Origin of the sequence: Bradyrhizobium sp. ORS 86, from assembly GCF_045571475.1 — a bacterium.
Taxonomy (GTDB): Bacteria; Pseudomonadota; Alphaproteobacteria; order Rhizobiales; family Xanthobacteraceae; genus Bradyrhizobium.
The window spans coordinates 5,503,690-5,527,587 of record NZ_CP120699.1 but is presented as its reverse complement, the minus strand read 5'-3'; the positions used below and the strand labels follow the sequence as shown (position 1 = coordinate 5,527,587).

Annotated in this window: 24 protein-coding genes; 15 read left to right on the top strand and 9 right to left on the bottom strand. The window is 64.2% G+C overall.

Annotated features, from left to right (window positions below; translation table 11 throughout):
* Window positions 1-129: 129 nt before the first annotated feature.
* The 11 genes from P6U25_RS25565 to P6U25_RS25515 all read left to right on the top strand — a co-directional run bounded on the left by P6U25_RS25565 (window position 130) and on the right by P6U25_RS25515 (window position 10,069).
* The gene (locus P6U25_RS25565; RefSeq protein ID WP_407147534.1) at window positions 130-900 is read left to right on the top strand and encodes an esterase/lipase family protein; all 771 of its coding nucleotides are present in this window, start codon (window positions 130-132) and stop codon (window positions 898-900) included.
* A gap of 204 nt (window positions 901-1,104) precedes the next feature.
* A complete protein-coding gene (gene paaX, locus P6U25_RS25560) occupies window positions 1,105-1,974 on the top strand; it encodes a phenylacetic acid degradation operon negative regulatory protein PaaX (protein WP_407147533.1) in 870 nt (289 codons plus the stop codon).
* Window positions 1,975-2,049: 75 nt separating this feature from the next.
* Complete coding sequence (paaA, locus tag P6U25_RS25555; RefSeq protein WP_407147532.1) at window positions 2,050-3,042, top strand: 1,2-phenylacetyl-CoA epoxidase subunit PaaA; 993 nt, start codon at window positions 2,050-2,052, stop codon at window positions 3,040-3,042.
* Between the two features lie 12 nt (window positions 3,043-3,054).
* Entirely contained in the window at window positions 3,055-3,342 is a 288-nt protein-coding gene (gene paaB / locus P6U25_RS25550; RefSeq protein ID WP_407147531.1) for a 1,2-phenylacetyl-CoA epoxidase subunit PaaB, read from the top strand.
* A 141-nt stretch (window positions 3,343-3,483) separates the two neighbouring features.
* Window positions 3,484-4,260 (top strand): 1,2-phenylacetyl-CoA epoxidase subunit PaaC, encoded by a 777-nt coding sequence (gene paaC / locus P6U25_RS25545; RefSeq protein ID WP_407147530.1) that lies wholly within the window; start codon window positions 3,484-3,486, stop codon window positions 4,258-4,260.
* Complete coding sequence (paaD, locus tag P6U25_RS25540) at window positions 4,254-4,757, top strand: 1,2-phenylacetyl-CoA epoxidase subunit PaaD (RefSeq protein WP_407147529.1); 504 nt, start codon at window positions 4,254-4,256, stop codon at window positions 4,755-4,757. The genes paaC and paaD overlap by 7 nt, the downstream gene beginning before the upstream one ends.
* Before the next feature lie 2 nt (window positions 4,758-4,759).
* Complete coding sequence (paaE, locus tag P6U25_RS25535; RefSeq protein ID WP_407147528.1) at window positions 4,760-5,836, top strand: 1,2-phenylacetyl-CoA epoxidase subunit PaaE; 1,077 nt, start codon at window positions 4,760-4,762, stop codon at window positions 5,834-5,836.
* Window positions 5,837-6,013: 177 nt separating this feature from the next.
* Window positions 6,014-6,469 carry a hydroxyphenylacetyl-CoA thioesterase PaaI gene (paaI, locus tag P6U25_RS25530; protein ID WP_407147527.1) on the top strand — a complete coding sequence of 152 codons (456 nt, stop codon included), beginning with the start codon at window positions 6,014-6,016 and terminating at the stop codon, window positions 6,467-6,469.
* 23 nt (window positions 6,470-6,492) lie between these two features.
* Complete coding sequence (paaK, locus tag P6U25_RS25525) at window positions 6,493-7,824, top strand: phenylacetate--CoA ligase PaaK (RefSeq protein ID WP_407152609.1); 1,332 nt, start codon at window positions 6,493-6,495, stop codon at window positions 7,822-7,824.
* Window positions 7,825-7,857: 33 nt separating this feature from the next.
* Window positions 7,858-8,871: a zinc-binding alcohol dehydrogenase family protein gene (locus P6U25_RS25520; protein ID WP_407147526.1), complete on the top strand. Its 1,014-nt coding sequence runs from the start codon at window positions 7,858-7,860 to the stop codon at window positions 8,869-8,871.
* Window positions 8,872-9,013: 142 nt separating this feature from the next.
* On the top strand, window positions 9,014-10,069 hold the full coding sequence (locus tag P6U25_RS25515; RefSeq protein WP_407147525.1) for a YeeE/YedE family protein: 1,056 nt from the start codon (window positions 9,014-9,016) through the stop codon (window positions 10,067-10,069).
* A gap of 2 nt (window positions 10,070-10,071) precedes the next feature.
* Here the strand turns inward: P6U25_RS25515 and P6U25_RS25510 are convergent, their stop codons facing one another.
* Window positions 10,072-10,971, bottom strand: coding sequence for a DMT family transporter (locus tag P6U25_RS25510; protein WP_407147524.1), 900 nt, complete (start codon window positions 10,969-10,971; stop codon window positions 10,072-10,074).
* A gap of 93 nt (window positions 10,972-11,064) precedes the next feature.
* Here P6U25_RS25510 and P6U25_RS25505 point away from each other — a divergent pair, with 93 nt between their 5' ends.
* Window positions 11,065-12,522: a PLP-dependent aminotransferase family protein gene (locus tag P6U25_RS25505; RefSeq protein ID WP_407147523.1), complete on the top strand. Its 1,458-nt coding sequence runs from the start codon at window positions 11,065-11,067 to the stop codon at window positions 12,520-12,522.
* Window positions 12,523-12,656: 134 nt separating this feature from the next.
* Here the strand turns inward: P6U25_RS25505 and P6U25_RS25500 are convergent, their stop codons facing one another.
* From P6U25_RS25500 to P6U25_RS25475, 6 genes are all read right to left on the bottom strand, one after another.
* Window positions 12,657-13,880 carry an alpha/beta fold hydrolase gene (locus P6U25_RS25500; RefSeq protein WP_407147522.1) on the bottom strand — a complete coding sequence of 408 codons (1,224 nt, stop codon included), beginning with the start codon at window positions 13,878-13,880 and terminating at the stop codon, window positions 12,657-12,659.
* 27 nt (window positions 13,881-13,907) lie between these two features.
* Window positions 13,908-14,573 carry a sulfite oxidase-like oxidoreductase gene (locus tag P6U25_RS25495; protein WP_407152608.1) on the bottom strand — a complete coding sequence of 222 codons (666 nt, stop codon included), beginning with the start codon at window positions 14,571-14,573 and terminating at the stop codon, window positions 13,908-13,910.
* A gap of 13 nt (window positions 14,574-14,586) precedes the next feature.
* Window positions 14,587-15,909: an MFS transporter gene (locus P6U25_RS25490; protein WP_407147521.1), complete on the bottom strand. Its 1,323-nt coding sequence runs from the start codon at window positions 15,907-15,909 to the stop codon at window positions 14,587-14,589.
* Between the two features lie 80 nt (window positions 15,910-15,989).
* Window positions 15,990-17,216 carry a cytochrome P450 gene (locus P6U25_RS25485; protein ID WP_407147520.1) on the bottom strand — a complete coding sequence of 409 codons (1,227 nt, stop codon included), beginning with the start codon at window positions 17,214-17,216 and terminating at the stop codon, window positions 15,990-15,992.
* 65 nt (window positions 17,217-17,281) lie between these two features.
* Window positions 17,282-17,488, bottom strand: coding sequence for a ferredoxin (locus tag P6U25_RS25480; RefSeq protein ID WP_407147519.1), 207 nt, complete (start codon window positions 17,486-17,488; stop codon window positions 17,282-17,284).
* A gap of 419 nt (window positions 17,489-17,907) precedes the next feature.
* A complete protein-coding gene (locus P6U25_RS25475; protein WP_407147518.1) occupies window positions 17,908-18,819 on the bottom strand; it encodes a LuxR C-terminal-related transcriptional regulator in 912 nt (303 codons plus the stop codon).
* 583 nt (window positions 18,820-19,402) lie between these two features.
* On the opposite strand from P6U25_RS25475, the gene P6U25_RS25470 reads away from it, so the two are divergent.
* Window positions 19,403-20,035: a TetR/AcrR family transcriptional regulator gene (locus P6U25_RS25470; RefSeq protein ID WP_407147517.1), complete on the top strand. Its 633-nt coding sequence runs from the start codon at window positions 19,403-19,405 to the stop codon at window positions 20,033-20,035.
* A 6-nt stretch (window positions 20,036-20,041) separates the two neighbouring features.
* On the opposite strand, the gene P6U25_RS25465 is transcribed toward P6U25_RS25470, so the two are convergent.
* A complete protein-coding gene (locus P6U25_RS25465; protein WP_407147516.1) occupies window positions 20,042-21,514 on the bottom strand; it encodes an amidase in 1,473 nt (490 codons plus the stop codon).
* 23 nt (window positions 21,515-21,537) lie between these two features.
* Between P6U25_RS25465 and P6U25_RS25460 the strand changes: the two genes are divergently transcribed.
* A complete protein-coding gene (locus tag P6U25_RS25460) occupies window positions 21,538-21,684 on the top strand; it encodes a hypothetical protein (protein ID WP_407147515.1) in 147 nt (48 codons plus the stop codon).
* Between the two features lie 29 nt (window positions 21,685-21,713).
* On the opposite strand, the gene P6U25_RS25455 is transcribed toward P6U25_RS25460, so the two are convergent.
* Window positions 21,714-22,490, bottom strand: coding sequence for an SDR family oxidoreductase (locus P6U25_RS25455; RefSeq protein WP_407147514.1), 777 nt, complete (start codon window positions 22,488-22,490; stop codon window positions 21,714-21,716).
* 168 nt (window positions 22,491-22,658) lie between these two features.
* Here P6U25_RS25455 and P6U25_RS25450 point away from each other — a divergent pair, with 168 nt between their 5' ends.
* Window positions 22,659-23,732 carry a tartrate dehydrogenase gene (locus tag P6U25_RS25450; protein ID WP_407147513.1) on the top strand — a complete coding sequence of 358 codons (1,074 nt, stop codon included), beginning with the start codon at window positions 22,659-22,661 and terminating at the stop codon, window positions 23,730-23,732.
* Window positions 23,733-23,898 lie beyond the last annotated feature (166 nt).

Here is a 23,898-nt window from a genome sequence, read left to right as displayed (position 1 = left end):
TTCCCTAGCTTTCAGAACGGATTTGCGTCGTGAAATGATTCCGTTGGCAAGTGTCAGGTCTGCTGACCCATCCTGTCGATATCGCCGGCCGCGGTGATGCGAGAAGCCGAGCCGGGAAGAGGAGCTGAAATGTCGTTTGCTGCGCAGACGCTGAGCCCGCCGTCCAGGGCGCTGATGTTGCTGGAAGGCCGCGCCTTTCATGAGCTTGGCGCCTTCCTTGGTGCATTGCCGTTATTGAGCCTCGCCCCGCGCGGTGATGGCCATCCGGTGCTGGTGTTGCCCGGTTTGATCGCATCAGACATCTCAACCCGGCCGCTGCGCCACTTCCTCAGGAGTAAGGGCTACGCCGTTAGCGGCTGGCGGCAGGGCCGCAATCTCGGGCTCCGCGCCGGCGTGCAGGATGCGATGATCGACCTGCTGCAGGAGATGAACGACACGAGTGGCCGCAAGGTATCGCTGGTCGGCTGGAGCCTCGGCGGCCTCTATGCACGACAGCTTGCCAAGATGATGCCGGAGCGCGTGCGCCAGGTGATCACGCTCGGCAGCCCGTTTGCCTCGGGACCGAAATCGACCAACGCATGGCGCGTCTATGAGATGGCCAGTGGCCGCCGTGCCGAGGACGAAGATGCCCGCTTCGGCAGCTCACTTGCCGGCGCGCCTCCGGTGCCGACCACCGCGATCTTCAGCCGAACCGACGGCGTCTGCGCCTGGCAGGGCTGCCGAGAGCAGACCTCGCCGATGTCCGAGAGCATCGAGGTCGAAAGCAGCCATTGCGGCATGGGCCATCATCCGGCCGCGGTTTACGCGGTCGCCGATCGCCTCGCGCAGCAGGAGGGCGAATGGGCCCCCTTCGACCGCGGCGGCTGGCGCGGCATCGTCTATCCGGATCCGAACCGCTGACTTCCTTACCTCGCCCCGCTCTTGCGGGGAGAGGTCGGATTGCGAAGCAATCCGGGTGAGGGGACTCTCCACGTACTCTCATCTGTCCAGTTGGCGGAATCAGCCCCTCACCCCAACCCTCTCCCCGCAAGAGCGGGGCGAGGGAGCAAAGGCACCGCACCCCGCATTTGTCGTGAATCGACAAAACGCGCTATGCGTTGACGCATGCCGCAGCCGCTTGCCCGCATCGTCGACCAGTTGAAGCGTGAGCCGTCGCGCACGGGTTCGATCGTCATCACCGTGTTCGGCGATGCCATTGTGCCGCGCGGCGGGTCGGTGTGGCTTGGCACGCTGCTCGAATTCTTCCAGTCGCTGGATATCGACGGGAACGTGGTGCGCACCGCGATGTCGAGGCTCGCCGCCGACGGCTGGCTCGAACGCAACAAGGTCGGCCGCAACAGCTTCTATCGGCTCAACGCCAAGGGACGGCAGACCTTCGATACCGCGACCAAGCACATCTACGATCCGCCGCCGTCGGACTGGACCGGCCGTTTCGAGCTGTTGTTGATCGGCAACGGTGAGGATCGCGATGCCGCGCGCGAGGCGCTGAAGAATGCCGGCTTCGGCAGTCCGCTGCCGGGTGTTTGGATCGCGCCGTCGGGCGCTCCGATCCCCGCCGAAGCATCGCGCGCGATCCGTCTTGAAGTCTCCGCCGAAGACGACAGTGGGCGTCGGCTGCTCAGCGAGAGCTGGCCGCTCGATCGCACCGCGGATGCCTATCTGAAGTTCATCAAGACCTTCGAGCCGCTGCACGGCTGGATCGCCCGCGGCGAAACGCTTGATGACGCCGATGCCTTCACCGCGCGAATCCTGCTGATCCACTACTACCGCCGCGTTGTGCTGCGTGATCCGCTGCTGCCGGCTCAGCTCTTGCCTGGCGACTGGCCCGGCAGGGCAGCGCGAAAGCTCTGCGGCGAGATCTATCGAGGGCTGCTTTCGCCGTCGGAACAATGGCTTGATGACCATGCCACCAATGAAGACGGCCCGCTGCCGAAGCCCAATGGAGCCGTGGCGCGCCGCTTCGAGGGGGTGTAAATATATTACAAAAATATATTGCATTGTTAAAATTGTGTTATATATTGGCCTTAATAACATTCCGGGAGGTCGGCCATGTATACGCAGGCGCTCAACGCATCCGATGGCGATGACCGCGCCATCGAGGATGCTGCCCGTGCCGCGCAGTTTCAGGCGCGCATCGATGCCGACGAGCGCATCGAGCCGAACGACTGGATGCCTGCCGCCTACCGCAAGACGCTGACCCGGCAGATTTCCCAACACGCCCACTCCGAGATCGTCGGCATGCTGCCGGAGGGCAATTGGATCACCCGCGCACCCTCGCTGCGCCGCAAGGCCGCGCTGCTCGCCAAGGTGCAGGACGAGTGCGGTCACGGGCTCTATCTCTACGCCGCTGCCGAAACGCTCGGCACCTCGCGCGAAGAACTCGTCGACGCGATGCTGGCCGGCAAGGCCAAATATTCCTCGATCTTCAACTATCCGACGCTGACCTGGGCCGATATCGGCACCATCGGCTGGCTGGTCGACGGCGCGGCGATCATGAACCAGATCCCGCTGTGCCGCTGCTCCTATGGTCCCTATGCGCGCGCGATGATCCGCGTCTGCAAGGAGGAGTCGTTCCACCAGCGCCAGGGTTTTGAGATCATGCTCACGCTGTGCCGTGGCACCGCGGAGCAGAAGGCAATGGCGCAGAACGCGCTCGATCGCTGGTGGTGGCCGGTGCTGATGATGTTCGGCCCGCCCGACCAGGTGAGCCAGCACAGCGACACTTCCACCAAGTGGAAGATCAAGCGCTTCTCCAACGACGAGCTACGCCAGAAATTCGTCGACGCCACCGTGCCGCAGGCCCAGTTCCTGGGACTGACGATTCCCGATCCCGGCATGAAGCAGAACGCGAACGGCAATTGGGAATACAGCCCGATCGACTGGGAGGAGTTCAAGCAGGTGCTATCAGGCAACGGCCCCTGCAACCGCGATCGGCTCGCCGCGCGCCGCAAGGCGCATGAGGAGGGCGCCTGGGTGCGCGAGGCCGCGATGGCCTATGCCGAGAAGCGCAGGAACCGCCAACTCGCGCAAGCCGCCGAATAAGGAAGCGCCGACATGGCCACGCCGAATACTCCGCTCTGGGAAGTCTTCATCCGCAGTCGCAACGGGCTCGCGCACAAGCATGTTGGCTCGCTGCATGCGGCGGACCCCACGCTTGCGCTGCAGGCCGCGCGCGACGTCTATACCCGTCGTGGCGAAGGGCTCTCGATCTGGGTGGTGCCGTCGAGTGCGATCACCGCGTCCGATCCGTCCGAGAAAGGCATGATGTTCGAGCCGGCGGAATCCAAGATTTATCGCCATCCGACGTTCTACGACGTACCCGACGAAGTCGGGCATATGTAACTCAGACTTCTCTCTCCCCTCATGGTGGGGAGCGCGGAGCGCGTCTCGAACCATGAGGTCCGCGGCCCATCCTTCGAGACGCGCGTTTCCGCGCTCCTCAGGGTGAGGTCTGAGCAAGTGGATGCAGGTGGGAACAGTAGAATGGCAGTCGCCAACATCGAGGTCTCCGAAACGCCGCTGGTACTCTACGCACTGCGCCGCGCCGACGACGCGCTGATCCTCGGCCATCGGCTGTCCGAATGGTGCGGCCACGCGCCGGCGTTGGAAGAGGACATGGCGCTCGCCAATATGGGCCTCGACCTGCTTGGCCAGGCCCGCGAGCTCTACAGCTATGCCGCCAAGGTCGAAGGCCGGGACAATGACGAAGACAAGTTCGCCTATCTGCGCGACGTCCGGCAGTACCGTAATCTCCTGCTGGTCGAGCAGCCGAACGGGGACTTCGCCCGCACCATGGTGCGGCAGTTCTTCTATGCGGCGTTCGCCGATCTCTACTGGCGCGCGACGATGAAGTCTTCCGACCCCACGCTCGCCGCGATCGCGGCGAAGTCGGAGAAGGAAAGCGCCTATCATCTGCGACATTCCTCGGAATGGATCGTCCGTCTCGGCGACGGCACCGAAGAGAGCCACCGCCGCGCGCAGGAGGCGGTCGATCACCTCTGGGCCTATACCGGCGAGATGTTTGCGGTCGACGACAGCGAGCGTGCCCTGATCGACGCCGGCATCGCGATCGATCCCGCGACGCTGCAGCCGCGCTGGTTGAAGACGGTCACCGGCGTTGTCAACGAGGCGACGCTGACGCTGCCTGCGAACAACTGGATGCAGCAGGGCGGCCGCAGTGGCCGGCACAGCGAGCATCTCGGTCATCTCCTGAGCGAACTGCAATCTCTGCAGCGAACCTTCCCGGGTGCGACATGGTGACATCAACGATCAGCGACGCCGACCTGCGCCAGCGCGCCTGGACTGTGGCGGCGCAGGTGGTCGATCCGGAGATTCCGGTGCTGACGATCGCCGATCTCGGCGTGCTGCGGGACGTCGCGGTCCACGACGGCCAGGTCGAGGTCGCAATCACGCCGACCTATTCCGGCTGTCCCGCCATGAACATGATTGCGCTGGAGATCGAGCTTGCACTGGAGCGCGAAGGCATTCGCCGGCCCTTGGTGCGGACCGTGCTATCGCCGGCCTGGACCACCGACTGGATGAGCGAGGACGGCCGCCGCAAGCTCAGGGAATACGGCATCGCGCCGCCGCTGCCGGGCTCGTCGCGCCGGGCTCTGTTCGGCGAGCAGGTGGTCGCATGCCCGCAATGCGGCTCCGCCGAGACCGAGCTGCTGTCCGAGTTCGGCTCGACCTCCTGCAAGGCGCTGTGGCGCTGCAAGAGCTGCCGTGAACCCTTCGATTACTTCAAGTGTCATTGACCATGTCGACCCCGCGCTTCCACCGTCTGGCCGTCAACGATCTGCGCCGCGAGGCGTCGGACGCGGTCTCCATGACGTTTGCGATTCCCGATGAACTCCGCGGCGACTACGACTTTACTCCGGGCCAGTACCTGACGCTGCGAACCACGATGGACGGCGAGGAAGTCCGGCGTTCCTATTCGATCTGCTCGGGTCCCGACGACGGCGAGCTGCGCATCGCCGTGAAGAAGGTCGATGGCGGTGCATTCTCGAACTGGGCGGCTGACGATTTGAAAGCCGGCGACGAGCTCGATGTGATGACGCCGACCGGGCGCTTCGGCATCGCGCACGCGCCGGAGCAGACGCGGACCTACGCCGGCTTTGCCGCCGGCAGCGGCATCACGCCGATCCTCTCAATCATCAAGGGCGTGCTGGCGCGCGAGCCGGACAGCCGGTTCTTCCTGTTCTACGGCAACCGCTCGACCGAGGGCATGCTGTTTCGCGAGGCGCTGGAGGAATTGAAGGACCGCTTCATGCAGCGGCTGTCGCTGTTCCACGTCATCTCCGGCGAGGAGCAGGACATCCCGATCCTGCACGGACGGCTCGACGGCGAGAAGGTGCGGGTGCTGTTGCGCTCGCTGGTGCCGGCGGAGAGCATCGACCACGTCTTCATCTGTGGTCCGACCGGGATGAGCGAAGCGATCGAGGCGGCTTGCCGCGAGATCGGGATCGCCGACGAGCGCATCCATGTCGAGCGCTTCGTCTCGGAGTTCGGCGGCAAGCCGCGGCCGAAGGCCGTTGTCCCCGCCGGCGCGCCGCCGAAGGCGATGGCGAACCTGATCATCGACGGCAAGCGCCGCGAGGTCCCGGTGGCCGATGGCGAGTCGATCCTTGATGCCGCCTTGCGCGCCGGTATGGATCTGCCATTCGCCTGCAAGGGCGGCATGTGCTCGACCTGCCGCGCCAAGCTGGTCGAGGGCGATGCCGCGATGGATCTGAACTATTCGCTGGAGCCGTGGGAGCTGAAGGCGGGGTTCATCCTCACCTGTCAGGCTAAGCCGTGCTCTGAGAAGGTCGTGGTCGATTACGATCACGTCTGACCTTGATCGTCATTCCGGGATGGTGCGAAGGACCAGACCAGAGATGCGCACTTGCGTTCGATGCCGCGCATCGCCCCGGAATGACGGAAGTAGCGTTGACGCGGTATGCGTTGCGCTCGAAATTGATGTTTGACACCAAGAGCCCGCTGCAACGGGCCCACTGACAGGGAGTTCGATGTGAACGTCAAGGCCAGGCTATCGCCCGAAGACATCGCCCGCGCCTGCGCGGATGCGATGTGGAAGGAGGACGACGCCAGCAAGGGGCTCGGCATGGAGCTCGTCGAGATCAAGCCGGGTCTCGCTGTGATGGCGATGACGGTGCAGCCGAACATGGTCAACGGCCAGCGCATCTGCCACGGCGGCTACATCTTCACGCTGGCCGATTCTGCCTTCGCCTTTGCCTGCAACAGCCACAATGAGCGCGTTGTGGCAGCGCAGGGCAACATCACCTTCATCCGGCCCGGCAAGCTCGGCGACCGCCTGGTCGCCACCGCGCGCGAGATCTCGCGCAGCGGTCGTTCCGGAATCTACGACGTGCACGTCACCGCCGGCGATGCCGTGATCGCCGAATTTCGCGGCCACTCGCGCGTGATATCAGGCACGTGGCTGCCGGAGACGGACAGCACGACATGACGATCGATCTCGGGGGGAATGCGATGGTGACGGCAAAGCTGAAGGTGAGGGAGAGCGGCTACCGCCCGGAGCTCGATGAGGCCGAGCGCGCCTCGCGGGACGAAATCATGGGCCTGCAGACCAAGCGGCTCGCCTGGTCGCTCAAGCACGCCTATGACAATGTCGCGCATTACAGGAAGGCGTTCGATGCGGCCGGCGTTCATCCGGCCGATTTCAGGCAGCTCTCCGACCTTGCGAAGTTTCCGTTCACGGTGAAGACCGACCTGCGCGACAACTATCCATTCAATATGTTCGCCGTGCCGCGCGAGAAGCTGGTGCGGGTCCACGCCTCCTCGGGCACGACCGGCAAGCCGATCGTGGTCGGCTATACCCGGGGCGACATCGACATCTGGTCGGAGGTGATGGCGCGCTCGATCCGCGCTGCCGGCGGCCGCACCGGCATGCTGATGCACAACGCTTATGGCTACGGCCTGTTCACCGGCGGCCTCGGCGCGCATTACGGCGCCGAGCGGCTCGGGTGCACGGTGGTGCCGATCTCCGGCGGCATGACCGAACGGCAGGTGCAGCTCATCAACGATTTCCGGCCCGACATCATCACAGTGACGCCGAGCTACATGCTGGCGATCCTTGACGAGTTCAAGAGGCAGGGACTCGACCCGCGCAAATCGTCGCTGAAGTTCGGTATCTTCGGCGCCGAGCCGTGGACCAACGCGATGCGTGCGGAGATCGAGCAGGCCTTCGATATGGACGCCACCGACATCTACGGGCTCTCCGAGGTGATCGGCCCCGGCGTCGCGCAGGAATGCGTGGAGACCAAGGACGGCCTGCACATCTGGGAGGATCACTTCTATCCCGAGGTGATCGACCCCCAGACCGGCAAGGTGCTCCCCGACGGCGAGAAGGGCGAGCTGGTGTTCACCTCGCTGACCAAGGAGGGCTTTCCGATCATCCGCTACCGCACCCGCGACTTGACGCGGCTGTTGCCGGGTACGGCCCGGCCCGGCATGCGGCGGATGGAGAAGGTCACCGGCCGTTCCGACGACATGATCATCTTGCGCGGCGTCAACGTGTTCCCGACCCAGATCGAGGAGGCTCTGCTGGCGACCGACTGGTGCGGCGGCCACTTCGTCATCGAGCTGACCCGCGAGGGCCGGATGGACGAGATGACGGTGCTCGCCGAGGCTCGTCCTGATAGCTGGGACGGCGCCGGTCTTGTCGTCCATGCCGACAAGGTCGCGGCCTTCATCAAGAACACGATCGGCATCACCGCCCGCGTCCGCGCCGTCGCCCCCGAGACCCTGGAACGGTCGCTCGGCAAGGCAAAACGTGTTTACGACAAGCGGCCGAAAGGGTAACTCCTGCTCTGAAATTAAGCAGGACTGCCCTCAATGCCGGTTTCCTCTCAGCTAGACGCCTTCTCGGTCGACGCACGCTGCGTCCGGGTTCTGGCCAAGGCGGAAAGCGCGGCGGCGGTTGCGCCGGTGGTCGAAACGCATGTGCTGTCGCGCGGTGCCGCCGACCTCCTGATCGAGGTGAAGGCGGCCGCAGTCAATCCATCCGACGTCAAGGCGGCGACCGGGCTGATGCCTTATGCCGTGTTCCCGCGTACGACGGGGCGCGATTATGCGGGCATCGTGGTCGACGGTCCGGCGGGCTGGATCGGGCGCGAGGTGTTCGGCTCGTCCGGCGACCTCGGCATCCGCCGTGACGGCACCCACGCCACGCATCTCGTGGTCGAGGCCGATGCGGTCGTGGAGAAGCCGGCCGACATTTCCTGGGAACAGGCGGCCGGGATCGGCGTGCCGTTTGTGACCGCGATGGAAGGCCTGCGCCGCGCCGGGTTGCCGCAGAAGGGCGACACTGTGCTCGTCACGGGCGTCAACGGCAAGGTCGGCCAGGCGGCGGTGCAAATCGCGAGCTGGTACGGCGCGCGCGTGATCGGCGTCGTGCGCAAGAGCGAGCCCTATGCGGGGCACACCAATTCGCCGGTCGAGGTGATCGACGCCTCCACAACCGATGTCGCTGCCCTGGTGCGTGACCTGACGGGCGGGAAGGGCGCCGACATCGTCTACAACACGGTCGGCGATCCCTATTTCCAGGCGGCGCACAAATCGCTGGCACTACGCGGTCGCCAGATCCTGATCGCGGCGGTCGATCGCATCGTTCAGTTCAACATCCTCGAATTCTATCGCGGTCAGCATACCTATGTCGGCATCGATACGCTCGCGCTGTCGTCGGTTGCGACAGGGGCGGTGCTGCGCGAGCTCTCACCGGGTTTCGCGAGCGGGCATCTGAAGCCGTTCCCGATCGAGCCGCGCGCTGTCTATCCGCTGGAACAGGCGAAGGCGGCGTTCGCCGCGGTCGCCGGCTCGTCGCGCAACCGCGTGATCTTGCGGCCGTAGTTTCCGCCGTCATTGCGAGGAGCAAAGCGACGAAGCAATCCATTCTCTCCCGCTGCGGTGATACGGATTGCTTCCGCCTTCGCCAAGGCTTCGGCGGACAAGTCGCTTCGCTCGCAATGACGGGAATTCTCGAGGACTTCACATGGATCCCACAACGGTTGTCATCCTCTCCGCCCTGATCATCGGCCTGATCTACGGTTCGGTCGGGCTCGTCAGCGGCTTCTGCATGATGAGCAGCCTGCGTGGCTGGTGGGCGCAAGGCGATGGGCGGCTGGTCCGCACTTACGCGCTGGCCATGGGCGTCGCGATTGCGGCCTCGCAGCTCCTCGTCGCCGCAGGCCTCGTCGATCTCGGCAAGTCGATCTATTTGCAGCCGTCGTTCTCGGCACCGGTGATGTTCTTCGGCGGCCTCCTGTTCGGCTACGGCATGGTGCTGTCGAACGGCTGCGGTTCGCGCGCACTGGTGCTGCTCGGCCGCGGCAATCTGCGCTCCTTCCTGGTCGTGGTCGTGCTCGGCATCTTCGCAGAAATCACCTTGAAGGGCCTGATCGCGCCGGCACGGATCGCGATGGTGCAGGCGTCACAGATGACGGTCGCAATCAACTCGGTGCCCGCGGTCCTGACGGACTTCGGCCTCGCGGCCCCGCAAGCGCGAATGATTGCGGCCTCGGTGCTTGCCGCTGCATTGATCATCTTCGCGTTCGCGCATGCGGCGTTCCGGAGGTCTTTCGGCCAGATCATTGCCGGCTTGATCGTCGGCGGGCTCGTCGCCGCCGGCTGGTACGCCACCGGTCATCTCGGCGCCGACGACTTCAACCCGGCACCGGTGACCTCGCTCACCTTCATCGCGCCGATCGCGGACGCCCTGCAATATGTCATGCTGTCGACCGGCTCGACGCTCAATTTCGGCATCGTCACCGTGTTCGGCGTGTTCGCCGGCAGCTTGCTTACGGCGCTCGTCACGGGCCGGTTCCAATTCGAGGGCTATCAGTCGCCGCAGCACATGCTGCGTTCGGCTTGCGGCGCCGCATTGATGGGAACGGGCGGCGTGATGGCATTCGGCTGCTCGGTCGGACAGGGACTGACGGGCCTGTCGACGTTGTCGCTGTCGTCCCTCATTGCGATCGCCGGCATCCTGCTCGGCACCGGTGCTGGCCTGCGCGGCGCGCTGCGGGTGAGGCCGCTGGCGCCAGCCTGACATCAGGCGCGCGACGGCGCGTCCGCAAGCGTGCTCAGGGCGATGCCGCCAACGATCAGGGCCGCCGCAAATGCCAGCGACAGGTCGACCGGCTCGCCGAGCAGAAGCGCCGCGCTGACGATGCCGATGATCGGCGTCGCGGTCGTGCCGAGCGAGGTCGTCAGCGCCGGCAGGCTCTTGTTGACCATCGACATCGCCCAGTAGGCCAGCGCCGTGCCGATGAAACCGGAATAGAGGAACAGCAGCGCAAGGTGCGGCGACCACGTCACGCGGGGAACGCCATCCGATGCCAGCGCCATCGCGGTCAGCACGACGGTGGCCACCAGCACCTGCCACAGCAGAAGCTGCAGCGGCGTCGCGATCCAACGATGCGAGCGGATGTAGATGATGTTCGCAGCCCAGCAGATCGCGGCGAGGATGATCATGCCGGCGCCGGCAATGACGTGCAGATTGCCCCAGTCGAGCGAGGCGGGATTGAGGATCACGCAGAGACCGAGCAGGCCCGCCGCGACGCCGACCAGCTTGAGCACGCCGAGCCGCTCCGTCCCGGCGACGCTGGCCGCAAGCGCGACCCACAGCGGCGTGGTGTAGCCAAGCACGACTCCCTTGCTCGCCGGGAGATACCGCAGACCCGCGGCGACCAGGGTCGAGAACAGCGTCATGTGCAGGAGCGACACGCTCAGCACGACCGGAACATCGGCCATTTTGGGAATGATCAGGTTTCCGGTGGCGCGCAGGATCGCAAGCAGGGCGATCAGGGCGATCCAGCTCCGGATCGCGGCGGTCCACAGCGGCGGCACCTCCAGCACCAGCGACTTGGTGACCGACCAGTTGATCCCCCAGCCCAGCACCACGACGACGAACAGCACGGCGGCTTTGGCGGGCGAGAGCGCTTGGTTCACGGCCGTATCCTTGTGGGCGAGACCCGTCGCGAATAAGATCGATCTGGCTCCTTTAAAAGAGCCAGATATCGAAGATTATAGGAGCCAGCCAGATTGATCCTCGCCGAACTGGTCACGCTGAGCCGACAGGACGCCGCCGGGCTGGTGGCACAGTTGACGCATCAGCTTCGCGTGCTGATTTCGAGCGGCCGCATCAGGAGCGGCGCGGTGCTGCCGTCGAGCCGCCAACTCGCGGCCGAGCTCGACGTCTCGCGCAACACCGTGACCCATGCCTACGAGCAGCTCGCGGCCGAGGGATATCTGCGCGCTGCCGAGCGGCGGCGTCCGGTCGTAACCGGTGATATCGAGCAGCGGTCTGCCAAGGCCGCGCCGGCGCCGAAGCGGGAGGCAGCCCGCAATCCATTGCTGTCGCCCTGGGCGTTACGGCTCAAGGATGTCGATTGGCCGCTGTCATACCAGGCGGGCTTCCGGCCGCTTCGGCCGGGGCTTGCGGATGCACGCGAGTTTCCGCACGAGATCTGGGCGCGCTGCTTGCGGCGCGTCGCCCTGCGCCGCCGCTTCAACGAGCAGACGGTGATCAACCGGCCCAGCCTGCGCGAGGCATTGCGCGACTATCTCGAGGTCAACAGAGGCGTGCATGCCGAGGCGGATCAGATCCTGATCCTGCCGACGGCGCAGGCGGCGCTAACGCTGATCGCGGCAGCCGCAATCGTGCCGGGGGAGGTGGTCTGGACCGAGGACCCCGGATATCCCGGCGCCGCGGCGGCGTTCCGCGCGGCCGGCGCCGAGGTCGTGGGCGTGAAGCTGGACGAATGGGGCATGACGCGCGGGCGCGAGGCAAGGGCGCCCAAGCTGATCTTCGCGACGCCGTCTCATCAGCACCCGACGGGGCGGGTGATGCCGATCGCGCGACGCACCGAGCTTCTTGCGGCTGCCGCACCAGGCAAGAGCTGGATCGTCGAGGACGACTACGACGGCGAGTTTCACTATGACAGCCGACCGATGCCGGCGCTGCAGGGGCTCGATCGGGAAGGGCGTGTGCTCTATGTCGGCACCTTCGCCAAGGCGATGACCGCGGATATCCGCCTCGGCTATCTTGTCGTGCCGCCTGCGCTCGCGAGGACGATGGAGATCGCGCAGCGGCATCTCGGGCTGATCGCGTCCGTGCATGTCCAGGAGGCGCTGTCCGATTTCATGACCGACGGGCATTTCCTGGCGCATATCAGGCGCATGCGGCGCGTCTACCGCTCACGCCGCGATCACCTTGCGGCGGCGCTCGTGCGACACCTCGGCGATGTCCTTGTGGCCGAGATCCCACCGGGTGGCATGCAATTGATTGCCCGCTTCACGAACGGTGCGATGGATAGCGATGCCGCGACGCGCTTGGTCGCGGCCGGCGTCGAGGTGCGCGCGCTGTCGAGCTTGGCGCTGGAGCGGCCGCGCGACCATGGCCTGTTGCTCGGCTTTGCCGCCTGGCGCGAAAGCGAGATCGGCGCCGCGGTCCGTATCATGGCGAACGTCCTGACCGGCAAGCGTGCGGCGCGTGGGTAGGTAGCGAGGGATTTCGGAATACTAGAATAATATTGCCGAGTTGCCCGACGTGTCAAGTCGAACGCCGGCGGTGGCCGGCTACTTTGCATGGGGTTGTTTTCGATATTTTGGCAGCGTGCCCTTGCGTCGCAGGCTCACTCCGCCGCCTTGGTGACGATCCGCACTTTCGATGTCAGCGTCTTGTGCACCGGGCACTTGTCGGCGATCTCCATCAGCCGCTTGCGCTGGTCATCATCGAGCGTCCCCTCGATCCGGATGATGCGGTCGATCTGGTCCAGCATGCCATCGCGTGTCTCGCAGTCCGCGCAATCCTTTGCATGGATCTTGCTGTGCGTCAGTGTCACGGTGACACGATCGAGCGGCAGCGATTTCCGATCGGCATACATGCGCATGGTCATCGAGGTGCAGGCACCAAGCCCGGCCAGCACAAAATCGTAAGGACCCGGGCCGCTGTCCTGGCCGCCGACGGCAATCGGCTCATCGGCCAGCATCCGGTGTGGACCGGTGGTAATGGTCTGTTGGAACCTACTCGCACGGGTTTCCTGCACCACGACGTTACGCGGGCCGCCGCCCATATCGGCCACCGGCTGTGGCGCTGCGAGATCGACATAGCGCTCGACCCAGGCGGCGATGACATCGGCGACATAGGCCGCGTCCTGCTTGCCGCTCAGGAGATGATCGGAGCTCGCAAGCGAGACGAAACTCTTCGGGTGCCTCGCCGCGACGAAGATATGGGTCGCGTTGTCGATGCTGACGGTGTCGTCGGTCGGCGAATGCATGATCAGGAGGGCTTTGCGTAGCTTGGTCACCTGCGCCATCAGGTTCTGCTCGGCGACGTCGTCGAGGAATTCCCGCTTGATGCGGAACGGACGACCGGCCAGCGACACCTCAACCTCGCCCTGCGCGCGAATATCGTCGATCCGATCCTTGAAAAGGTGGGTGACATGGGCGGGATCGGACGGCGCGGCGATGGTGATGACGGCCTTGGCTTCTGCAATTTGCCCGGCCGCCGCGAGGATTGCCGCGCCGCCCAGGCTATGGCCGATCAAGATCGCCGGCGCGGCACGCGTCTCGCGCAGATGATCGGCAGCGCGAACGAGATCCGCAACATTCGACGAGAAGGTCGAGTTGGCGAAATCGCCTTCGCTGGAGCCGAGCCCGGTGAAGTCGAACCGCAGGGTTGCGATGCCCTTGGCGGCAAGTGCGATGGCGATGCGCTTCGCGGCCAGCACGTCCTTGCCGCAGGTGAAGCAGTGCGCGAACAGGGCGTAGGCCTTGACCGGGCCATCGGGCGTGTCAAGGGCCGCGGCGAGCTGATGGCCGCCCTCGCCGGTGAATTGAAAACGTTCGTGCGGCATCGGCAGGCTCCATCATCGTCGTTGGGATCAGTCGCCGGAATAGCGCTGCTCGGCCCAGGGATCACCGCGGTTGTGATAGCCGCGCACTTCCCAATAGCCCGGCGCGTCCTCGGCAACGAACTCGATGCGCTGCAGCCATTTGGCGCTCTTCCAGAAATAGAGATGCGGCACCACCAGCCGGACCGGGCCGCCGTGCTCCTGCTCGAGCGGCTCACCGGACCAGCGATGGGCCAGTAACGCGTCCTCGGCCGCGAAGTCCTCGAGCGGGAGGTTCGTCGTATAGCCGTCATATGAATGCAGCACGACGAACCGCGCCTCCTCGCGCGGCCGGCAGGCGGCGAGCAGGTCACGCGTCGCAAGTCCTTCCCACCGGTTGTCATAGCGAGACCACGTCGTGACGCAATGGATGTCGGAGACGAATTGCGTCTGCGGCTGCGTGAGGAATTGCTCCCACGTCCAGTAGATCGTGTGCTCGACCGCGCCATGGACATCGAGCCGCCAGCGTGCCTGCGAGATGTCAGGCATCAGCCCAAGGTCGAGCACCGGCCAATCCCGCGTCAGATGCTGGCCCGGTGGCAGGCGCTGCTCCTCCGGCCGAGTCATGTTGCCGGTGAGGAACTTGCCCTCGCGCGCCCAGCGTTGCTTGCTGCGCGTCAGCTTGCTCTCGGCAGGGGGCTCGGCGTCGTCGGTCATCGGCTTGCCGTCATCACTCGTGACGATGCATCGCGGAGGCATGCTTGGTGTCGCGCATGGTCGCATAGATCAGGAGCGACAGGAAGATCATGCCGCTCAGATAGTAATAGAACCAATTCTCGTGCCCGATGCTCTTGAAGTAGAGCGCGATCGCCGGCGCGGTGCCGCCGAACACCGACACGGTGATGGCATAGGGGAGGCCGACACCCAGCGCACGCACATTGGTCGGAAACAGCTCGGCCTTCACGATCGCGTTGATCGAGGTATAGCCGGCGACGAAGATCCAGGCGCCGCAGATCAGGAGGAACGCGATCAATGGGGACTTGCTCTCCTTCAATGTGGTGAGGATCGGCACCGTCGCCAGCGTGCCGGCGATGCCGAAGAAGATCAGCAGCGGCTTGCGGCCGATGCGATCGGAGATCGCGCCGTAGGTCGGCTGGAGGATGGTCGCAAAGATCAGCGAGCCGAAGATCACGAAGGTGGTCTGGTCCTCGGTCAGGCCGACCGAGAGCTTCACGAAAGTCTGCATGTACGTCGTGAAGGTGTAGAATGCCGCGGTGCCGCCCGCGGTGAGCCCGACCACCAGCAGCAGCTCGCGGGGATAGTTCAACAACGCCACGATCGAGCCGGTCGGCTTCGAAACTCTCTTGGCCTCGATGAACGCCTCTGTCTCGTGCAGGCTGCGGCGCATCACGGCCGCGAAGATCGCGAGCATCGCCCCGATCACGAAGGGGATCCGCCAGCCCCAGGCCTTCAGCTCCTCAGGGGTCAGGAACACCTTCTGCAGCAGCAATAGCACGATGATCGCGGTGAGCTGGCCGCCGATCAACGTGACGTACTGGAAGCTTGAATAGAAGCCGCGGTGCTTGGCGTCGGCGACCTCGCTGAGATAGGTGGCGCTCGCGCCATACTCGCCACCCAGGCTCAAGCCCTCGATGATGCGCGCCAGTGCCAGGATCGCGGGCGCGGCAATACCGATGGTCTCGTAGGTCGGCGTCACCGCGATGATCAGCGAGCCGAAGCACATGCAGACCACCGAGACGGTCAGCGACAGGCGGCGGCCGTAGCGGTCGGCGATGAAGCCGAACAGCCAGCCGCCGAGCGGGCGCATCAGGAAGGTCGCGGCAAACAGCACCGCGGCGTTGAGCTGCTGCACCACCGGATCGCTGTGCGGGAAGAACGCGGGAGCGAAATACAGCGCAAACGCCGTATAGGCGTAGAAATCATACCACTCGACGAGATTGCCGACTGAACCGATGAAAATCGCCTTCACCCGCCGCTCGACGTCGTGAACGTCGAGGTGATCGCTCGCGGGTTGAGCGGTTTGATCGGTCATAGCGTAGCTCCGGAATGGTTGGTTCGATTCCGGGGCAAACTACCTCATCGGGTGGTGCGATGTAACTGCTGTCCGGTTCCTCAGGCCTTCTTGCCAAACAGGATCGGCAGTTGACGAGGACCGCGCACCGTGCCTTCGGACCAAGTCACCTTGCCGGCCGGGTCGAGACGGAAATCCGGGAGCCGCTTCAGCCATTCCTCGATCGCCACGATCATCTCCATGCGCGCCAGGTTGGAACCGACGCAGCGATGGATGCCGAGGCCGAACGCAGCGTGGCGATTTTCCTTGCGGTCGATGATCACCTTGTCGGCTTCGGGGAACATGGCGGGATCGCGGTTGGCCGCCGGAAACGACAGCAGCACCATGTTGCCGGCCTTCACCGGGCAGCCGGAAATGGTGGTTTCTTTCATCACCTCGCGGGCCATCGTGACCGGCGAATAGGCGCGCAGGAATTCCTCGATCGCGGTCGGGATCAGTGCCGGTTCGGCAACCAGGCGCTCGCGGTCGGCCGGCGTCTTGGCGAGGTGCCAGAGCGAGGAGCCAATCGCGCTCCAGGTGGTGTCGATGCCCGCGATCAGCAGCAGTCGCAACGAGCCCAGCACGTGATCGTCCGAAAGCGGCTGGCCGTCCGGTCCTTTCGCCTTCATCAGCGCAGAGATCAGGTCGTCGCCCGGCTGCTGCTTGCGCTGCTCGAGATGGGTCATGAAGTAGCCGGTCATCTCGCGCACGCCGTTCATCAGCTCGTCTTCGTTCTTGATGCCGAGCTCGAGGATCTGGTGGATCCACTTGATGAAGAGGTCGCCATCCTTCTCGGGGATACCGAGCATGTGGGCGATGGCGCGCACCGGGATATGCTTGGTGTAGCGCGCCGCGGCGTCGCAACGGCCATCGGCGATGAATTCGTCGATCAGCTCGTTGCAGATCGCGCGCACGCGCGGCTCCAACTTCTTCATTGCGTCCGGCGTGAACGGAGGCAGCAGCACTTGCTTGGCCGGCTTATGCTCCGGCGGATCCGAGGTGATCGGCGGCGCGCGGGCCGAGATCTCGGGGCGGACGTCGCGCACGATCACGCGGCGCGAGGAAAAGTGCTCGGTGTCATAAGCGATCTCCTTCACCGCCTGATAGGTGGTGGGCATATAGCAGCCGAGAAAGCGCTCGGTATGCACGACCGGAGACGCCGCGCGCAATTCCTCCCAGATTGGAAACGGGTCTTCGGTCCAGGTTGGATCGGTATGGTCGAAATCGTTGACCCAGTCGGTGACCGGGGGATGCTCGGGCAGATAGCTTGCGGACGGGGAATCGGACATCGGCTCGTTCCTTCTCGTTCGTTCAAACCGGCTGTTGGGGAATGCGGCCTGCGTCTCGGTCGCTGCTATTCTTCGGTGATCTCGATCGCGATTTCCGGGCAGTTGGTCTGCGCGAGCCACGCCTTGTCCTCGAGCCCGGCCGGAACGGATCCGTCGCCGATCTCATGCGCGTTGCCGTATTCGTCGAGCTCGAACAGTTCTGGGGCGAGTGATTTACAGCGTGCGTGACCTTGGCACTTGTCCTGGTCGACGCGGATCTTCAGCCTGGACATGCCAGCGCTCTCCCTCGGTCTCGCGCGCGATTGGGCGCGCTGTGTTCCTCATTTTCTTCGTTGCGCAAGTTGATCTTGCTTGGGCAAAATCAGCTCTATTAAGTTATATCGTATTACATTATTGTCCGGCTCGCACGTCAAGCGAAAATTCAGCAACTAAACAACGGTTGAACGGCATGGACGGCTTAAGCGTTGTGGATGTTGGAGCGATTGGGGCAGTGATCGGGGCAATTATGTGCGACCTTCTGCCGCGGCGGCGCCGTGCGGTTCCAACGATCCGCTCCTCTCTCTCTCTAGCGTTTGGCGTCCTGCCGTCGTCGCTCGTCGAAATGAAGCCCGGCGGCAACAGGGCAGTATTGATGACCCCTGCGACGCAGCGTCAATCGCGCCGAACGAGCGGCGTCAATTTAGACGATCAATCATTTGGCGAGACGGATAACGCCGCTCGCCGCCGCATGGATTTTCTTGCGAGTGTGTCCGTTGGCGGGGGACACATCAAATGGATGCGATGTATGGTCGGTGCCGTCGAACGTCGCTGGTGCACTAATGTGCGGCAATTGCCGTATCTCACCGGCGACACTCGCAAGATGGCTCGTCACATCAGAATCCGATGGGGGCAGCCTGTCGCTTGATGATTGTGCCGGCAATCGGTTGTTGACGCCCCAGATCGCCGCCTGGGTTCTGTTCTGAACCCGGATCTTGCGAAGGATCGCCTTGATGTGCACCTTCACGGTGGCCTCGGCGATATTGATCTTTCGCGCGATGCATTTGTTCGAGTCGCCGTCGATAAGGCAGCGCAGTATCGACGTCTCCCGTGGTGAGAGCTGGGGAGAGCTTTTGTCTTCCGGTGCGATAACCGCGGCTTCGCCGTTGTCGCGTGATCTGATCTCGTTCGAGCGTGTCGCTGCCGGATCGAGGGTCCCTGACAGGAATGTGGCGGGAAAAACCATTTCCCCCATCATCACGAGCTCCATCGACTTGATGAAGACCTCGCAGGTCGTGACGTCGATGAAATAGCCGGTAGCGCCTGCTCGGAATGCCGAAGCCAGTTCGTTCACTCGATAGCGATCGGCCACGACGGCGACGCGCCCGTCCGGACGATGGCTCCTGCAAAGCTCGATCTGCTCGACGGTGCTGTCAAATTCATCGCCGGAATGGACGACAAGAAACAGCACTTGGTGGGGTAGGGCCTTGCGGGTCTGCAATTCATCGGCGCTTGAAACCGAAGCCAGGATGCGAAAATCCGCCGAACGAAGGATGCCTGCCAAACCTTCTTTGCGTAATCCGTTTTTGCCGACAAGTACGATTGAAAAGCAATGTTGCCGCCTCATGATGTACTCCCTGCCAAACTAGGGTGGGGGCGATTGAAAATCCGGCTCTTACACTTAATGCGGTGACGGAAGAAAAATTGATGTTTTTCAATATATGTTGCGTGCGATGCCGCGGGAGCCTCCTTTCATTGCGGTGCATTAAGTTTAGATTCGAATGCCCGATATCCCTATATGCCGTTGGATATGGGCCGATCAACGATGCGCGAGGTTGGGGGCGCATCGTTCGGATGAGGGATCGGTGTGTGACTATCAGACATTGTGGGTTTTCCTCCCGCCGCGGAGAGCCGGGATATCCGCAGCGCTGCGCTGCAGCGTACGCTTTGTGAAAGATACTATGGCCGACCGAAGCTTGCCGCAGCACCATCAAGGTTCATCTGCACAACGCTTTCCAGACGCTCGAGATCAGCAATCGAACGGGTCTCGCGGCGTTGGCCATCTCGCAAAGCTCGGCCAACCGTTTTTCATGGACGGACCTGCCGATTTGCCCTTAATGGCTTGCATGCTCCGTTTGGAGGAAGTGACGCAAGCGGTTGATATCGCTAATGTTGCATTCTCTATGACCTGACCGGCGATCATCACTGCAATGGGACAAATCATTCGTAAGCCGTTCAAGACCTATCATCATGGCGACCTGCGCGACGCCCTGATCCAGGCTGCCCTCCAGGAGGTCGAGCTTGGCGGGCCGGAGGCGATCAGCATCAAGGCGCTGGCCAAGCAACTCGGCGTCTCGCAGCCGGCGCCGTACCGGCACTTTGCCGATCGCGACGCGCTGTTGCAGGCGGTCACCGCCGAGGCGTTCCGGCAGTTCAACGTGGTCATGCGCGAGGCCATCGATAAGCCGGGGAAGCAGTCGAAGCTGTCGCGCTTCGCGCAGGCGGCGCTCGCCTTCGGGCTGCAGCGTCACGGCGTCTACCGGCTGATGTTCGCCTCGCGAATCATGGCCTGCGCGCCGAAGGGCAGTGAGCTGCATACCGCGGCGATGGAAACGCTGGAATTGCTGATCGAGGCGTTCGAGGCGCCCGCCGTCGGCCTGCTGCGCGAACGCCAGGCGCTGAAGATCTGGGCCGGGCTGCACGGCATCGTGATGCTGGCCGAGCAGGGCCTGCTCACCGGCGAGGTCGCCCACATCAGCCGCGAGGAACTGATGGACGAGATCGTCGAGCAGACCAAGTTCGCGCTCACCGTCGCGCTGAAGTCAGCGGAAGAGAAGGCGTAGGACGCCTCACTTCGGCGGCCGCGGATCGATCGGCGTCGTGCCGCGCAGGCCGAGAATATCTTCCAGCACCTTCGCCCCGGCCAAGAGCTGGGCTTCGGCGCGCGGTTTGGCGACGATCTGCAAACCGACCGGCAGGCCGGAGGCGGTGAAGCCGCAGGGCAGCGACAGCGCCGGGCAGCAGGCCAGCGTGATCGCGTAGACGATGCCGAGCCATTCGACATAGTTGTCGAACTTCTTGCCGTCGCATTCAGCGACGTAGCGGTTCTCGACCGGGAATGGCGGCACGATGGTCGCAGGCGCCAGCAGCAGGTCATATTTGTCGAAGAAGCCAAGCGCACGCTCGGTCATCGCCACGCGCTGCGCCTCGGCGCGCTCGAGCTTCTCGACAGTGAGCTTCAGCCCTTCCTCGATATTCCAGATCACTTCGGGCTTGAGCAGATCGCGCTTGTTGCGCAGCAGTTGCGCCTTGCTGATCGCGAAATCGAACGCGCGCAGCACGTGGAAGCATTCGTGGGCTTCGTGCAGGTCGGGATGGGCTTCCTCGACGATTGCGCCGGCTTCCGCGAAACGCTCCGCCGCCTTGCGTGTGATCGCCTTGACCTCGGGATCGACAGGCGTGATGCCGAGATCGGGCGAATAGGCAATGCGCTTCGGCTTCCGGTTCGAGCGCGCAGCGGAAAGGAACGATGTCGGCAGCGCGGGAAGGGACAGCGGATCGGCGGCGTGCTCGCCGCTCATCGCGTCCAGCAGCAGCGCGAGGTCTTCGACGTTGCGCGCCATCGGTCCCTGTACGCCGAGCGTGCGATTGACGCCGAATTTCGGCGTGTGCGCGACACGGCCGATGCTCGGCCGCAGGCCCACGATGCCGCAGAAGCTCGCCGGGTTGCGTAGGCTACCGCCCATGTCGGAGCCATGCGCGAGCCAGGCGGTGCCGGTCGCGAGCGCCACGGCCGCGCCACCGGAGGAGCCGGCGGCCGAGCGTGACGTGTCCCAGGGATTGCGGGTTGGGCCGAACACCTCGTTGAAGGTGTTGGCGCCGGCGCCGAATTCCGGTGTGTTCGATTTGGCGTAGATCACGCCGCCGTTGTTTTCGAGATGCTCGACCAGGAGGTCGGACTTGGCCGGGATGTTGTCCTTGAAGATCGGCGAGCCCTGCGTGGTCAGTACGCCCTCGACGGCGGTGAGGTCCTTGATCGGAACGGGAAGCCCCGCAAGCAGCCCGCGCTCGGCGGCGGGCTTCTGCATCAGGGCCTTGGCATGGTTGCGCGCGCGGTCGAAGCAGAGCGTCGGCAGCGCGTTGACCTTGCCGTCCACCTCGGCGATGCGCCTTTCCAGCACGTCGAGCAGATCCAGCGGCGTGACCTCGCCGGATTTCAGCTTATCGACGACGGCGCAGGCCGTTTCCCGGATCAGCCCCTGATCTGCCACTTGCTTGTCTCCGTTGGTTGCAAGTCTTCTGTTGTTGCTGCTGTAGACCATTTTGCCGGAAAGTGGAAACCATCATGGCCACAAACATTCGGCTCGATCCACGTCATCCCCGCGCAATGGCTTCGCCACTGTCGCTGGAGGTGCGAGCGGAGCGCGCCTCGAAGGACGACGTGGCCCGCAGCCCATCGTTCGAGACGCCGCTTTGCGGCTCCTCAGGATGACGGCAGAGCAAGGGGCTAGTGCGAGCCAACTAACCCCATCCCGCCGTAAACCCGCCGTCCACCGTGTAGATCACGCCCGACGTGTAGCCGGCGCGGTCGGAGGCGAGGAACGCCATGAGGTCGCCGATCTCGCGTGCGTGCGCGGGGCGGCCGAGCGGCATGCCCTTCTGGAACTCCTTGTAGCGATTCTCATCGCCGAACTGGTGCTTGGCGCGGGTCTTGAGCAGCGTGACGTGGCGATCGGTGCCGACTGGACCCGGATTGATGCCGACGACGCGGATGTTGTCGGCGAGACTCTTGCCGCCGAGCGCGCGGGTGAAGGCCATCAGCGCTGCATTGCCGGCGCTTCCGCAGATATAATTGGCGTCGAACTTCTCGCCGGCGGCGCCGATATCGTTGACGATGACCCCGCCGCCGCGCGCCTTCATCTGGGCATAGATCGCACGCGTCAGGTTGATATAGCCGAACACCTTCAACTCCCAGGCGTGACGCCAGGTCGCCTCGTCGATCTTGTCGATTGAGCCGCCGGGGATATCGCCGGCATTGTTGACGAGAATGTCGATGTCGGCGGCCTCCTTGGCCAGCCGGGCCAAGTCATCTGGTTTGCGCAGATCGACCACGCTGGTCGCGGCATCGATCTGGTGCGCGGAGCGCAGCCGCTCGGCGAGCGCCTTGAGCTGATCGCCGTTGCGCGCGGCCAACAGCAGATTGGCGCCTTCCTCGGCGAAGGCTTCGGCCGCGGCCGCGCCAATGCCCTTGGAGGCGCCGGTGATCAGGACACGCTTGCCGCGCAGATGCAGATCCATGGGATGTCTCGCTTGTTATGAGAAACGGGTGTCGGCGAATTCGTAGGGGCAGGGTCGCGCGGCGGTCAACACTGCACTGCAGCGTTGCGCTCGCGCGAAGTTTGGTCCATTGCAGGGCGATCAGGATAGGCGGCGTTGCCGGCCGGGCAAATCACAAGGGTATTCTCGATGAGCAAGAAGCAGTATCGGATTGCGGTCATTCCCGGCGACGGCATCGGCAAGGAGGTGATGCCGGAGGGATTGCGCGTCATCGAGGCCGCCGCGAAGAAGCACGGCGTCGCCGTGCAGTTCGACCATTTCGACTTCGCCTCCTACGACTACTACGAGAAGCACGGCGAGATGATGCCGGCTGACTGGAAGGACAAGATCGGCAAGCATGACGCGATCTATTTCGGCGCGGTGGGCTGGCCGGCCAAGATCCCGGATCACATCTCGCTGTGGGGCTCGCTGATCAAGTTCCGCCGCGAGTTCGATCAATACGTCAACCTGCGGCCGGTGCGGCTGATGCCCGGCGTGCCGTCGCCGCTGGCGAACCGCAAGCCCGGCGACATCGATTTCTGGGTGGTGCGCGAGAACACCGAAGGCGAGTATTCCTCCGTCGGCGGCCGCATGTTCCCGGACACCGACCGCGAGTTCGTGACGCAGCAGACGGTGATGACCCGCACCGGCGTCGACCGCATCCTGAAATTCGCCTTTGATCTCGCACAGTCGCGGCCGAAAAGGCACCTGACCTCGGCCACCAAGTCGAACGGTATCTCCATCACCATGCCCTATTGGGACGAGCGCGTGGAGGCGATGGCCAAGAAGTATCCCGGCGTGAAGTGGGACAAGTACCACATCGATATCCTGACCGCGAACTTCGTGCTGCATCCGGACTGGTTCGACGTCGTGGTCGGCTCCAACTTGTTCGGGGACATCCTGTCGGATCTCGGTCCGGCCTGCACCGGCACGATCGGCATCGCGCCGTCGGGCAACATCAATCCGGAGGGCGATTTCCCCTCGGTGTTCGAGCCGGTGCACGGTTCAGCGCCCGATATTGCGGGGCAGGGCATCGCCAACCCGATCGGCATGATCTGGTCTGGTGCGATGATGCTGGAGCACCTCGGCGAGAAACAGGCCGCGGACGCCATCGTCGGCGCGATCGAGCGCACACTCGGCGAACGCACGCTGCGCACCCGCGATCTCGGCGGCAACGCCGACACCACGGCGTGCGGCAAGGCGGTCGCGGAAATGGTGGATTAGATGATCTCACCCTCTCCCTTTGTGGAGGAGGGGGCTCGTCACCCAACGCCGTGCTGTCGTCCCTGCGAAAGCAGGGACCCATAGCCACAGGGTCTTGTTGTTGGAGCTCGCTGTGGCCCCAACCTTCGTGACAATGTGGAGCGGTGGTAATGGGTCCCAGCTCGCC